The sequence below is a fragment of the Salinigranum salinum genome, assembly GCF_009176545.1.
GTDB classification, from domain to species: Archaea; Halobacteriota; Halobacteria; order Halobacteriales; family Haloferacaceae; genus Salinigranum; species Salinigranum salinum.
In genome coordinates this window covers 783,050-796,766 of sequence record NZ_VTOJ01000001.1, presented here as the reverse complement: position 1 = coordinate 796,766, position 13,717 = coordinate 783,050, and the positions used below count along the sequence as shown (strand labels likewise).

Annotated in this window: 12 protein-coding genes and 1 tRNA gene; 10 read left to right on the top strand and 3 right to left on the bottom strand. The window is 68.4% G+C overall.

Features of this window, described 5'->3' with window-relative positions:
• Positions 1-91: 91 nt before the first annotated feature.
• Positions 92-2,206, bottom strand: coding sequence for an assimilatory nitrate reductase NasA (gene nasA, locus FZP69_RS03780; protein WP_152040028.1), 2,115 nt, complete (start codon positions 2,204-2,206; stop codon positions 92-94).
• 488 nt (positions 2,207-2,694) lie between these two features.
• Between nasA and FZP69_RS03775 the strand changes: the two genes are divergently transcribed.
• The 7 genes from FZP69_RS03775 to FZP69_RS03745 all read left to right on the top strand — a co-directional run bounded on the left by FZP69_RS03775 (position 2,695) and on the right by FZP69_RS03745 (position 9,871).
• Positions 2,695-4,464, top strand: coding sequence for a nitrite/sulfite reductase (locus FZP69_RS03775; protein WP_152040027.1), 1,770 nt, complete (start codon positions 2,695-2,697; stop codon positions 4,462-4,464).
• Between the two features lies 1 nt (position 4,465).
• Positions 4,466-4,762 carry a DUF6360 family protein gene (locus tag FZP69_RS22350; RefSeq protein WP_192918448.1) on the top strand — a complete coding sequence of 99 codons (297 nt, stop codon included), beginning with the start codon at positions 4,466-4,468 and terminating at the stop codon, positions 4,760-4,762.
• Positions 4,763-4,867: 105 nt separating this feature from the next.
• Positions 4,868-5,773: an SDR family oxidoreductase gene (locus FZP69_RS03765; protein ID WP_152040025.1), complete on the top strand. Its 906-nt coding sequence runs from the start codon at positions 4,868-4,870 to the stop codon at positions 5,771-5,773.
• Entirely contained in the window at positions 5,774-6,943 is a 1,170-nt protein-coding gene (locus FZP69_RS03760) for a patatin-like phospholipase family protein (RefSeq protein WP_152040024.1), read from the top strand.
• A gap of 178 nt (positions 6,944-7,121) precedes the next feature.
• Positions 7,122-7,829, top strand: a complete 708-nt coding sequence (locus FZP69_RS03755; protein ID WP_152040023.1) for an SDR family oxidoreductase — start codon at positions 7,122-7,124, stop codon at positions 7,827-7,829.
• A gap of 58 nt (positions 7,830-7,887) precedes the next feature.
• Complete coding sequence (gene malQ, locus FZP69_RS03750) at positions 7,888-9,411, top strand: 4-alpha-glucanotransferase (RefSeq protein WP_152040022.1); 1,524 nt, start codon at positions 7,888-7,890, stop codon at positions 9,409-9,411.
• A gap of 85 nt (positions 9,412-9,496) precedes the next feature.
• Entirely contained in the window at positions 9,497-9,871 is a 375-nt protein-coding gene (locus tag FZP69_RS03745; protein ID WP_152040021.1) for a hypothetical protein, read from the top strand.
• A gap of 293 nt (positions 9,872-10,164) precedes the next feature.
• Here FZP69_RS03745 and FZP69_RS03740 read toward each other — a convergent pair whose 3' ends face one another.
• Positions 10,165-11,289 (bottom strand): putative sulfate/molybdate transporter, encoded by a 1,125-nt coding sequence (locus FZP69_RS03740; RefSeq protein WP_152040020.1) that lies wholly within the window; start codon positions 11,287-11,289, stop codon positions 10,165-10,167.
• A gap of 162 nt (positions 11,290-11,451) precedes the next feature.
• Here FZP69_RS03740 and FZP69_RS03735 point away from each other — a divergent pair, with 162 nt between their 5' ends.
• Positions 11,452-11,961 carry a hypothetical protein gene (locus tag FZP69_RS03735; RefSeq protein ID WP_192918447.1) on the top strand — a complete coding sequence of 170 codons (510 nt, stop codon included), beginning with the start codon at positions 11,452-11,454 and terminating at the stop codon, positions 11,959-11,961.
• 102 nt (positions 11,962-12,063) lie between these two features.
• A complete protein-coding gene (locus FZP69_RS03730; RefSeq protein WP_152040018.1) occupies positions 12,064-12,540 on the top strand; it encodes a hypothetical protein in 477 nt (158 codons plus the stop codon).
• Between the two features lie 265 nt (positions 12,541-12,805).
• On the opposite strand, the gene FZP69_RS03725 is transcribed toward FZP69_RS03730, so the two are convergent.
• Positions 12,806-12,878: transfer RNA gene (locus FZP69_RS03725), tRNA-Arg, on the bottom strand.
• Positions 12,879-13,016: 138 nt separating this feature from the next.
• On the opposite strand from FZP69_RS03725, the gene FZP69_RS03720 reads away from it, so the two are divergent.
• On the top strand, positions 13,017-13,529 hold the full coding sequence (locus FZP69_RS03720) for a hypothetical protein (protein WP_152040017.1): 513 nt from the start codon (positions 13,017-13,019) through the stop codon (positions 13,527-13,529).
• Positions 13,530-13,717: the final 188 nt, after the last annotated feature.

Here is a 13,717-nt window from a genome sequence, read left to right as displayed (position 1 = left end):
GTGTCGATGCCGCTTCGTCCCCATAACTACTGTTATAATATCCATCACCCTTCCTGAAAGCCGATAATATTGCTTTAGGTCGGCGCGGGCGTCAGTCGCCGTCGACTGGGACTGTGTCCTCGGGGGCCGTCATCCCCCGGTACCGCAGGGGGTTCTCTGGATCGGGTGCCCGCAGGGCGACGGCACACTGCTTGACGTTTGGCTCGGCGGACTCGGGGTCGACGGCCGGGAGGGTGAGCGCGTTGACCGCCGGGTGGTGGATGGAGAGCCAGAGCATCCCTCGCGGGACGCCGTCGTCCGGCTGGACCTGCACGGTGACCGCGGCACGCCGCGAGGCGACGACGGTCCGGCCGCGGTCGAGCGCCTCGATGTGGTCGAGCGTCGTCTCCGGGTGGATCCGCGCGACCGGGTACTCCCCGGCCTCGCCACCACGGCTCCGCACGCCCGTGTTGTACGCGTCGGGCTGACGGGCGGTCGTCAGCGTGAGCGGGTACGCGTCGTCGGTCGGTTCGGCGAGGCCGCCGTGCGTGCCCGTCGAGAACCGCGCCCGGCCCGACGGCGTCGGGAACGACCAGTCGCCGTCGTCGTCGTAGCGGTAGCCGCCCTGGCTCTCCTCGTCGGGTGCGGGCCACCTGACTGCCAACTCGGTCTCGAGCCGGTCGTAGGAGATGCCCGAGAGATCCGCCGCCGTGCCGGCCGTCAGCCCGCGGAGTTCGTCGAACACCGCTTCGGGATCGAGCGGGGGCCGCCCGAACAGGCCTGGTTCGATCCGGTTCCCGACGGTGGCGACGATATCGATGTCCTGTCGTATCTTCGGCGGGACGTCGGTCGCCGCCCGGACTCGCGACACCGTCCGCTCCATGTTCATCACCGTGCCCGCCGACTCACCCCACGTCGCCGCCGGCAGCACCACGTCGGCCACCTCGGCAGTCTCGGTCCGGAACGTGTCTTGCACGACGAGGAAGGTGTCCGCGAGCGTCTCTCGCACCCGGTCGGCGTCGGGCATCCCCGCGACCGGGTTGGTCGCGACCGTCCAGCACGCCTCGACCGTCCCGTCCGCGATCGCGTCGACGATCCCGACGGGGCCGGGACCCGGGTCGTCGGGGAGCCGCTCTGTGGGGACGCCCCACGTCTCCGCGACCGTCCGACGGTGTTCGGGGTCGGTGAACTCCCGGTGACCGGGCCACGTGCCCTTCGACGAACAGACGCGGGTTCCCATCGAGTTGGCCTGTCCGGTCAGCGAGAACGGCCCCGTTCCGGGCCCCATGTTCCCCGTCGCCAGACAGAGGTCGATGAGTGCGCGTGCCGTCGCCGTGCCCTGGACGCTCTGGTTGACGCCCATCCCCCAGTACACGAGCGTCGGGGCGGCGAACGCGTCCGCGACGTGTTCGACGGTCTCCCTGGACACGCCGGCGACGTCGGCGGCCGCCGCCACCGACGGGAGCGCGGCGAGCAACGCATCGACCCCCGTCGTCGCCGCCTCGACGAAGGCACGGTCAAGCGCGTCGCGTTCGACGAGGGCCGCCAGGACGGCCCGTGCGAGCGCGAGGTCGGTTCCGGGATCGAGCTGGACGTGGCAGTCGGCGTCGTCGACCGTCTCGCTCTCGACCGGGTCGACGACGATCAGTTCGGCGTCGGAATCGTTGGCGCTGTCGACGATCCAGCGGTACATGACCGGGTGGGCGACGGCCGGGTTCGCCCCCCACACGAGGTGGGTCTGTGCTTGGGGGATGTCGTCGTACGTCGGCGGTGGGGCGTCGCTCCCGAACGCCTGGTAGTACGCCGTGACGGCCGACGCCATACACAGCGTCGTGTTCGCGTCGTAGTACCGGGTCCCGAACCCACCACGGGCGACCTTTCCCAGCGCGTACGCCGCCTCGTTCGTCTGCTGGCCACTCCCGAGCACCGCGACGCCGTCTCGCGTCTCGGCGAGCGCCTCATGGAACCGAGTGGCGACGACGTCGAGCGCCGTGTCCCAGCTCGTCGCGACCAGCTCACCGCCCTCTCGAACGAGGGGACGAGTCAGCCACTCGCCGTTCGGATCGGCGGTCTCGTCGACCCCACGCTGACAGGCGAGACCCTGGTTGACGGGGTGGGTCGCGTCACCACGCACGGTGTCGAGCCCGTAGCCGCTATCGACGCCCTGCTGGAGGTGCCCACAGCCGACCGCACACCGCATACACGTCGTCGGCGTCCACTCGCTCATCTCCCTGCCACCACCGGTTCCTGCGACGTGCACGGTCCGCCTGCCGACGACGCACCCGACGCCACCGTCGGCGAGTCGAGTCGACCGGACGTATACGCTCTCATTCTGGACATATGGTTTAATAAAGAGAACTATAACCGTTTCGATAGCGACTATGCACAGTTTTTCCGAGATATAACATACATATGTGCGTTCGTACACGCGTGGCGCGCAGGAGGACGGCGTGCGGCGAACTCTCGTGAACGATGCGAGAATCGTCCAGTTGTCGGTGCCGTCGCGAGAGGATGATAAATTCAGGACGTCACTGGTGCAATATACCCACCGCGTGGGACCCGGGTGCGTGTCCGTTCGGTTCTCCCCTCGAATTTCCGTATTTCTCAAATGAGAACATCTTTATGTCGCTATGAAAACTTCTGACCATGCAAACGAATCAATCGAACACCAGGTGCGGTCTCGAATCCACGCTCGGGACGTGGGGGTGGTGACCGATGCCACACAAGAAGGAGGCGTGGAAAGGGGAACTGTACGGCGATGCGGTCCGCGAGAAGATCGAGGAGTTCGCCGAACGTGGCTTCGACTCGATCCCCGAGGCGGAGCGCGACGAGTGGTTCTCTCGGTTCAAGTTCTGGGGGGTGTTCCACCACCGCAGCGGGCAGGAGTCGTACTTCATGATGCGCCTCACCAACTGCGGTGGGGTGCTCGAACCCGGTCAGTTGAAGGCGATCGGTGAGGTCGCCCGCGACTATGCCACGGGACCGGTCGAGAACCCCGAGTTCGGCGACGCCTGGATCGACTTCACGACCCGGCAGTCGATCCAGCTGCACTGGCTCAGGCTCGAAGACATCCCCGAGATCTGGGACAAGCTCGAGGGCGTCGGCGTCTCGTCGCGCTCTGCCGGGGGCGATACGATGCGCAACATCTCGGGGTGTCCCGTCGCCGGGAAGGCGAGAGAGTACGTCGAGAGCCGCACGCTGCTCGACGAGATTCAAGCGGGGATCCGCGGCGACGACGACCTGTGCAACATGCCCCGGAAGTTCAACATCTCGGTCACGGGCTGTCGGCAGGGCTGTGCACAGGACTCCATCAACGACATCGGGCTCGAACCCGCTCACAAGTTCGTCGACGGCGAGGAGGTGAAAGGGTTCAACGTCCGGGTCGGTGGCGGTCTCGGCGGACGGGAACCCCGGCGGGCACGGTCACTCGACCTGTTCGTGACCCGCGAGCAGGCGTACGACACGGTGCGGGCGTTCGTCGAACTCTACCACGAGGAGGGCAACCGGGAGAACCGCTCGAAGAACCGGGCCCGCTTCTTCGTCGACGAGTGGGGGACCGACGCGATCCGCGAGGAGATGGACGAGCGCCTCGACTTCGAGCTCGAACGTGCTGGAACCGACTTTCGGCGGGAGTACACGTACAACGCGGGCAAACCGACCGAACAGGGTCCCCACGACCACGTCGGCGTCTACGACCAGCAGGACGGCACGAACTACGTCGGGCTCTCAGTCCCCGTGGGGCGGATGCCCGCCACGGACGCAATCGACCTCGCCGACCTAGCGGCGGCGTACGGCTCCGGCGAGATTCGGCTGAGCCGTCGACAGAACCCGCTGATCATGGACGTTCCCGATGGAAACCTCTCGAACCTGCTGAACGAGCCGCTCCTGGAGACGTACCAGCCCGAACCCAACCCCTTCGTCCAGGGCGCGATGGCCTGTACGGGCACGGAGTTCTGCTCGCTCGCGCTCACCGAGACGAAGGCACGGACCGCCAGGATGCTCCGCTGGCTCGGCGCGAACGTCGACCTCCCCGACGACGTCTCGCGGATCAAGCTGCACTACTCGGGGTGTACCGCGGACTGTGGCCAGGCGATGACCGCGGACATCGGCATCCAGGGAATGCGGGGCCGCAAGGACGGTGAGATGGTCGAGGCGCTGGATATCGGCGTCGGTGGTGGCATCGGCGAAGACCCGTCGTTCATCGAGTGGGTCCGCCAGCGCGTGCCCGCCGACGAGGTACCCGGGATGATCCGCAACCTCGTCGAGGCGTTCGCCGCGCTCCGCGAGGAGGGCCAGACGTTCCGCGAGTGGGTGGACGCGACGGGTCACGAGACGATCGTCGAACTGGCCGAACCCGAGGAAGTCGACGGATACGACGACCCCTGTCTCTACGACGCCAAGCAGTCGTGGTACCCCTTCGACGACGGAGAGAATCCCGCAGTGGCAGAGGCCGAGGCAGAGGAGACGTCGGCCTCGGGTGATTGAGATGGCCGGGAGAGTGCTCGACGTGACGTCGCACACGACGCTGGGGTACGTCGAAGCCGCGATCCGAGGGGGGGACTGGGAAGACGAGGGAGCCGGGGTGCTCGACGTCTACACGCCGAAGGACGCCCCGGAGCGGGTCGTCGTCGAGTTCGAAGTCGATCCCACGGCGACCGATCGGGTCGCGTCGCACGCCGACGAGGTGCGGTTGTCGTGCGAGCAGGCACGCGAGTTGCGAGACGCGCTGGACGAGGCGATCGACTCGGACGGCAGCGGTCGGCCACGTCGACTGTCGAGGTAAGCGGATCGTCGCAGGACGGCACTTCCGGGGCCGATCGCCGCGGTCGTGCGTCCTCGTGTCACGACGGCTATGTTATTTTCTCCGGGCGCGTCCCTCCACTCGACGATGACGAGCGACTTCGACCTCTCGACCCCCGAACCGAGCCGTGACGCCTTCCTCACCGTCGACGACCCCCGCTTCTCGACCGAGTCGGTCGCGATCGTGACCGGCGGTGCGAGCGGCATCGGCCAGGCGACCGCCGTCGGCCTCGCGCTCAACGGCCTGACCGTCGTGGCGACCGACGTCGACGAGGCGGGGCTGGCCGAGACCCAGGAGATCGCCACGGAGCTCGACGCGCCGGGAACGGTCGAGAGCGTCGTCGCGGATCTGACGGACGACGACGACGTCGCGGCGATGGTCGAGGCCGCGGCCGACCGCGGCCAGCTGCGGTACGTCGCCAACATCGCGGGCCTCCAGCACATCGATCCCATCGACGAGTTCCCGATGGAGACGTACGACCTCATGCAGCGCATCATGGTCCGGGCCCCGTTCCTCGTGACGAAACACGCGATCCCACACATCAGGGCGGGCGACAGCGAGGCGTCTTCCGGCACGTCGGGCGACCGGACGCGATCCGGTGACGGCGTCGGCGCGATCGGCAACATGTCCTCGGTCCACGGCCACTACGCGACGCAGGCCAAGCCCGCGTACATCACGGCGAAGTTCGCCCTGCGGGGGCTGACGCAAGCCATCGCGGCCGAGGGAGGAGGAACGCTCCGTGGCTTCTCGGTCAGCGTCGGTTACGTGCTGACGCCGCTGATGGTGAACCAGATCGAGGACACCGCGGCGGAGCTCGGGATGAGCCCCGAGGAAGTGATCGAGAAGCGGTTCCTCGGACAGGCGCGCACGAAGGAGATGATGACGCCCGCCGAGGTGGCGAACCTCTTCACCTTCGGCTTCTCCCGCCACGGCAAGCACCTCAACGGCGGCGACATGCTCTGGGACGGCGGCTACACGACGACGTACGAGTAGATGAGCCCGTACGACCACGCGGGCGAACGCACCGACGGTGGAGGAGTCGGTCACGACGGGCGAGACCACCGTCACGATCACGATCACGATCACGATCACGATCACGATCACGACCACTACCATCTCGGCGACGGCGACCGGATCAAGGTAGCCATCGCCTGCCAGGGAGGGGGGAGCCACACCGCCTTCACGGCCGGCGTCCTGAAGCGGCTCCTCGGCGCGTGGGACCGGGAGACGCACGAACTGGTCGGGATCAGCGGCACCTCCGGCGGCGCGTTCAACGCGCTCGCGGCGTGGTACGGACTGGTGACCGGCGACGCGGAGACGGCCTGCGAGACGCTCGACGCCCTCTGGGCGGATCTCGCAGCGACCGACCCGACCGATCGGTGGCTCAACGATCTGGGCGTCTGGACGACGCGGCTGCGGGAGGCGGGGATGCCGACACCCCGGGTGAGTCCGTACGACGTGCCGGGAGCCGAGTACGGACAGCGTCGCATCGCACGGATCTTAGAGCGGCACATCGACTTCGACGCCATCCCCGAGCTGTGCGAGCACGAACACCCCGAGCTCGTCGTCGGGACCGTCGACGTCAACGGCGGGGTGTTCGAGACGTTCACGAACGAGGACGTCACCGCGGAGGCGGTCCTCGCGTCGGCGGCCGTGCCGGACCTGTTTCGGGGTGTCGAACTCCACGGTCACCTCCACTGGGACGGCCTCTTCTCGCAGAATCCACCGGTGATGGACCTCATGACCGTCGCCGCGAGCCGCAAACCCGACGAACTCTGGGTGATCCAGATCAACCCACAGGAGCGCGCGGAGAACCCCCGTACCCTCGAAGAGATCGCCGACCGTCGCAACGAACTCTCGGGGAACCTCTCGCTCAACCAGGAGCTGCGGTTCATCGGGTGGGTCAACGACTGGATCGACGCCGGTCACCTGCCCGCCGACAGCTACTCGCGAACCGAGATCAGAAAGATCGAGATGCGCGAGCAGTACCACTACTCGACGAAACTCGATCGGACGCCGTCGTTCGTCCGGTCGCTGATCGACCTCGGAGAGGAGCAGGCGGCGGCGTTCCTGGCCTCGCTCGACGCCGACGCCGAGCGCGAGGGGGAGCGTGAGAGCGGACACGACGCCGAACGAGAGACCGACGCGACGTCGGTCGACTGAGAAAGACGGTCGACTGCGGTCGGTGTCGTCGGTCACATCGATCCCGTCGGTCTCCTCGGATCCGCCAGTCGCTCCGTCCGCTCGCGTCGTCCGCGGGCGACCGGGAGTCGTCCCCGTGGACAGCGAGACGTGCCCGCACCCGCACATCGTTTATACTCGTCGGGGCCCAGGTGAGAGTATGTCAGTCGAGTACGACTTCGAGGGACGGGTGGCACTGGTGACTGGCGCGGCGGGCGCGCTCGGCGGCGGGGTCGTCGCGGCGTTCGTCGACGCGGGCGCGACCGTCGCCGCGGCGGACCTCGTCGACCCCGACGAGGTCGACCTCCCCGACGGCGCGACCTACTACCAGGGCGACTTCACGGACGAGGAGGCCGTCGCCGACACCGTCGAGGCGGTCGTCGCCGACCACGGCGGTATCGACTTCCTCGCCAACATCGCCGGCACCTGGCGGGGCGGGACGCCGGTCGACGAGACCGACGTGGAGACGTTCGACTTCCTGTTCGACGTGAACCTCAAGACGATGTTCCTCGCGTCGAAACACGCCCTCCCGCACCTCCGCGACTCCGCCGCCGATCAGGGAGCTGTCGTCTCCGTCTCGGCGCGCTCGTCGCTGGAGGGCGGCGAGGGCGACAGCGTCTACCGGGCGACGAAGGCGGGCGTCCGCATCGTCACCGAGAGCGTCGCCGAGGAGAACCTGGGAGAGGTACGCGCCAACGCCATCATGCCGAGCGTCATCGACACGGAGATGAACCGCGAGATGATGCCGGACGCCGACCACGACGCGTGGCCGACCCCCGCGGAGATCGCCGAGGTGGTGCTGTTCCTCTGTAGCGACGGCGCTGGCGTGACGAGCGGCGCGGCAGTGCCGGTGTACGGCGAGGCCTGAGGCCGGGGCGGGAGCACGGACCCGCGACTTCTTGTGTGTCGGCGGAGTGAGTGTTCGCATGACACTCGAGCGAGGGAGCGGTCTCTTTCTCCACATCGCCTCACTGCCGGGCCCACAGGGGATCGGGAGCCTCGGTGATCCGGCCCGGCGCTTCGTGGACTTCCTCTCACGGGCCGACCAGTCGGCGTGGCAGTTCTGTCCGATCGGTCCCACCACCGTCGAGTACGGTAACTCGCCGTACTCGGCCCTGTCGGCGGCCGCCGGCAACCCACTGTTCGTCGACCTCGCCGACCTCCGCGAGCGGGGCTGGCTGGACGACGTCGACGACGCCGGGGTCGACGCCGATCCCGACCGCGTCGCGTACGGTCGCGTCACTACCCACGTCGAGCGCCACCTCCGGCAGGCTCACGCGGGATTCGAGACTGACGCCACCGCCGCCGAACGCCGGGCGTTTACCGCCTTCCGCGAGGCGAACGCGGACGACTGGCTCGACGACTACACGCTGTTCAGGGCGCTCAAGCGCGACCACGACGGCGTGGCGTGGACCGAGTGGCCCGCCGAACACAGGGACCGCGACCCGGACGCGCTCGCCGCCGCCCGGGCCGACCTCGCCGACGAGATCGCGTTCCGGGAGTTCTGCCAGTTCTGTTTCGCCCAGCAGTGGGACGCGCTGCGCTCGTACGCCCACGAGCGGGGCGTGTCGCTGGTCGGCGACGTCCCGATCTACGTCGCGGGCGACAGCGCGGACGTCTGGGCCAACCGCGCGGTGTTCCAGCTCGATGCCGAGGGGCGGCCCACGGCGGTCGCGGGCGTCCCCGACGCGCCGGACGAGGTGTTCTCGGCCCAGCGGTGGGGGATGCCGCTGTTCGACTGGGACGAGTTGGAGCGAACGGGGTTCGAGTGGTGGGTCGGGCGGCTCGACCGACTGTTCGACCGCTGCGACCTCGTGCGGATCGACCACTTCCGCGGGCTGGAGCAGTACTGGGCGATCCCGGCCGACGAGCCGGACCCGAACGTGGGCGAGTGGCGCGACGTGCCGAGCGAGGCGTTCTTCGACCGCCTCGAACACGAGTTCGGCGACCTCTCGACCCGTGCGTTCGCCGAGGACATCGGCCACCTCACCGACGCGGTCGACGAGCTTCGAGGCCGGTACGGACTGGCGTCGCTGAAGCTCCTCCCGTTCGTCGGCTGGTGCGACGACGACCACCCGCACATGCCCCACCGCTGGACCGACGCGACCGTCGGCTACACCTCGACGCACGACTCCGACACCGCACGCGGGACGTACGAGTCGCTCTCGCCCGAGGAGCGGGCGTGTCTCCACGACTACGTCGGCGTCGACGCGGGCGGTGACCCGGCGATCGCCGAGACGGTCCACGAGGTCTTCGTCGAGGCGGCGTGGCGGTCGGACGCGTCGCTGGTGCTCGCGCAACTGCAGGACGTGCTCGGGCTCGGGAGCGAGGCACGGTTCAACGTCCCGGGGACGACCGAGGACAACTGGGCGTGGCGCGTCCGCGCGGCGGCGTTGACCGACGAGCGTGCCGACTGGCTGGCCGACGTCACGCGGGCGGCCGGCCGGTGAACGACGCGCGACGGTTCGGGGCCCGCGACGAGCACGAGAGCCGGGTTTCACAACCGTTTTGTCACACCTTTGCAACGGAACGGGTATGAGTAGTCTGTCCGGGCTGGAGTCGACGACGCTCACCCATCGGGTCGTGTTGCTCGGCGTCGCGGAGCTGAGCGGCCGTGACGACGTCCCCGCCCACGCGGGCGAGGTCGTGAGCGTCTGTATCGACCACGTCGACGAGATCGGAGGCGACGTCCTCGGGAAGGTCTCCGAGGCCGACGTCGCGCGGGCGCTCAACGAGCTCGAAGACGCCGGTCTGGTCGAACGGGCCGACGTCGGCGACACCTCGGCGGTTGGCAAGGGTCGGCCGGCGTACGTGCTCCCGATGGGCACCGACGCGGTGTGTGAGACGTTCGAAGAGGACGCGAGGCTCTCGGCGCTGATCGAGCACGTTAGGACGGTCTGCGCGGGCTGATCAGGTCACCTCCGTTCCGCCCGTCGCCACCGATAATCCACGCGTGCGGTCAACCGGACGGATACGTTTCGAGCGAGCGACCCGTCCCCGTCCGATCGGATCGGTGGGCGGTGAGACGCCACGGGATCGACCGGCACGGGGGACGCTCTGCGGCGGACGACGATAGACTGGGCGACCAACGGACGGCGGAGACAGGGGACGGTGATCGGTCGGAACGAGACCAGCCACGCAGCGGCCGGGGTCGTCGCGTCCGCGGGTACCTCGGCTTCCGGCGCGTGTGACCGATCGACAGATCACGACCCGGCAACGGAGACGCCGTCGATGGGACGGAGCCGGCGGAGGAACAGCGAGAGAGCGGCGCCGGCGACGAACGCGACGCCGACGTTCGTGACGAGCCCACAGAGTCCGACGGCCACCGTGAGCCAGAGCCGCTCCGTCCGGAGCGCGCTGCGGCCGAGTTCGACCGCGACCAGCGCCAGGAGCACGCCGAGGACCGCCATGGGGAACGACGGGAAGATCCCGACCGCGAACACCGCCACGAGCGCGTAGCCTGCGGCCAGAAGCAGGTTCGCGCCGGCCGTTCGAGCACCGAACGCGTACTTCCCGGCCACGCCGCCGCTCCCGTGACACATCGGAAGCGCGCCGAGCGGGACGGCGACGAGGTTCATCACGCCCATGCTCGTCGCGAGGTCGTCCGGGCTCACCTCGGCGTCGAAGTACTCCGAGAGCAGAAGCGAGGTCGCGACGGCGGCGTTGCCGACCGTCATGGCCAGCTGGCCGACGACGCCGTCGGCGGTCGCGCCGGTGAGCGCCGACGCGGGCGGGAGTGTCGGCGCGAGGGACGGCACCGCGAAGGAGAGCGCCGTCGGACCCGCGCGGCTGAACGCGAGCACGACGCCGAGACCGAGGACGACGAGCGTGCTCGCGTTGCCCGAGACGACCAGCGCAGTCGCACACGCCACGACCACCGCGGCGACGGCGAGCGCGGGCGCACCGAACGAGAGGTCGAACGCGGTCCGGAGGAGGACGAGCGCCACGGCGAGCTGGACGCCGCGGACGACGGGACGGGAGACGAACCGCTGGACGCGTGCGAGCCCGTCCGTCCGCCCGACGACGAGCAGGGCGACGCCGGCGAGCAGTCCCGCCGCGGCGAGTTCGTCGACCGTGAGCGATCCGGCGATGACAAGCGCGGCGAGCGCCTTCATCGGCTCGACCGACAGCGGGAGGCGGTAGTGGAGGCCCCAGACGGCCTGAAAGAGGGCGAAGCCGAGGAGGACGCGTGGAAGCGACAGCGGGGTCAACGCGGTGACCGCGACGACGATCGGGAGCACAGTAACCGAATCACCTATCGCGCCGGTCAGCTCGTCGACCGAGATTCGGATAGACCAGTCGTGTGGATTTTCCGTCGAAAACGCCACTCAGAGAAGTCTAAACCTCGACCTACATCAATCTTCGGAGCAACCCTGGACGGATACGCGGACCACGAGCGATAACTTATATTGGTTATCTCACTGCTCGCGGTCGTCGATCAAACGACGGCTGTAGTCTCCCGGGTCTCTTTTTCACGTGGGCGTGAAGCCGTGGCTATGCGTTACGGGCTCGTACTGATCATCGCCCTCGTCGTGCTCTCCGGGTGTACTGGCGGTGGTCCCGGGGCGTCTCCGGCATCGACGCCGACCGATCGGCAGCCCACGGCGACAGCGACGGCGACCGCGACGACAACCGCGACGACCACTCCCTATCCGAACTCGACGGCGGCGTTCCCCGACGGGCCGAAGTCGCGTCCGGCTCTACCGGGAGAGATAACGGCCGAGACGGCCGGCGAGTACGCGATCACCCACGAGTACCGGTACAGCTACAACCGCCTCTGGGACGGTCCGGAGACCGAGGTCGGGATGTCCGAGGCGTCCTGTGGCGTCCAGTCGACGACGCGGGAGGCGAGCGGCTATCTCGTCACGGTCCGGTGTACGGCCTACGTGAACGAGCCCGCACCGGGGAACACGACACGGACCCAGCACGCCGATCTCCCGCCGTGGACGGTCCGCTACTACCTCGACGAGAACAGCGTCGTCCGTGAGGAAGTCGAGTGATCTGCAGTGGCGACGGCGGCGGGCGAGAGAGCGGTGTGCCGTCGTTCCGTCCCGACGCGTCGGCGTGGAACGCCTTTGTGTCGGGACGCCGTGCACGGAGTCATGGAGGCGACACGGCTCGGAATCAGTGGCGAACGTGTCGATCGGTTCGCGACGGCGTTCGTCGAGTCCAAGGCGGAGCAGAGCAAGCGATCGCTCAACAAACGCGGTGTCCGGAACATCCACACGTACGCCGGAACGGACGGCGAGTTCACCGAGGTTGCGTACGAGCGGGGATCGGCGCACGACCCGTCGTGGGTGATGGTCTCGATCCTCGTCGAACAGGTCGACGACCACACGGGCAACGTCGTCGTGTTCGTCGGCGGCGGCGGGCGCGGACCGTTCAAACTGGAGGAGGTCTCGATGCGACGCGTCCTCCAGGGAGAGGAGTCGGTCGGCCAGGCGGGTCGGTTCGGGACCGTCCTCAGGGACGTGCGGCAGGTGTGCGAGTCGCTCGAACTGCGCGTCACGACGGAGTGGGAGTCGGAGACCGAGTCGAGCATGGCCACGAAGATCGCGCACAAGCTGTTCGACGCCTGAACGAGCGCGTCCGCCCCGGGCAGATCACGTCCGAGAGTCAGCACACTCGGCAGGAGCGAGCGACACGGCGGTCGCTCGCTGCGTTGCCTCGTGAGAATGACGTCCTGACGGAGTCCCACGCGAGCAGGGCGGGATCTTCGATCCCGCTTGCAACCGGCGGCGGAGCGCCGGTGACGAAGCGAGCGGGGGCACGTCAGGGCGCGAACAGCGCGGGACCTCCGGTCCCGCGAGCAACCGGAAGCGTCGCTTCCGGTGACGAAGTGAGCGTCCTGACGGAGATTTGAACTCCGGTCCCTGGCTCCGCAAGCCAAGAGGATAGTCCACTACCCTACCAGGACTCGTATCAGGAGAGGCCCGTCCGGGTTAAGACGGTTACGGTTCACCCGGTCGACGGCAGGGAGTCCCACACCGTTCGTGACACAAACGCCGCCTTGTGCCTAGCCAAAGAATATGGGTCGACACGACGAGTATCTGCCATGCACAGACGCACCCTCCTCTCCGGTCTCGGTATCGCACTGGCGGTGACGGTCGCCGGCTGTCTCGGCGGGGCACCCGGCACTGGCGACGGTGGCGACGGCGACGGCGACGGCCCGGACGATGGCGACGACGGCGACGGGGCCGCAGGCGGCGGGGGAACTCACCCCCGGTTCACCGAAACGTCGCTCACCAGCACGGGTCGGTGTGAGAACCCCGGGACGGCTTCGGTCCAGTTCGACGACGCGGGAGTCACCGTCACCGGCTGCGCACACGGGCGAAACGGCTGTGCGGTCGCCGTCCTCGACGACGTGTCGTACGCCGTCGAGGAGGACCTCCTCACCGTCGTCGTCGCCAGCGAGGTCGAGCGCGGCGAGGACGAGATGTGTACGGAGGCGCTGTTGCCGCTGGGCTACGAGGTCCGGGTCGAGATGGACGGGATGGTTCCGCCGAACGTGCGCGTCGTTCACGACGACGTCGACGGACGGCGCGAGGTCGCTCGAACGAGCCGGTGACGCGACTGCCGTCGGTCGGTCGAACCGATCGGGTGGCGTCGGAGCGGCGAACGGCGGCTTCAGGCGGGCGGACGTTCAAGTACGAAGCCGCCCCCACCTCCGGTCGATGCCGAGCCGACCGAAACAGTCGAAATCGAGAGACGGAAGCGCTATCGTCGCCGTTCTCGGCGAGCAACAACAAGCCTTAA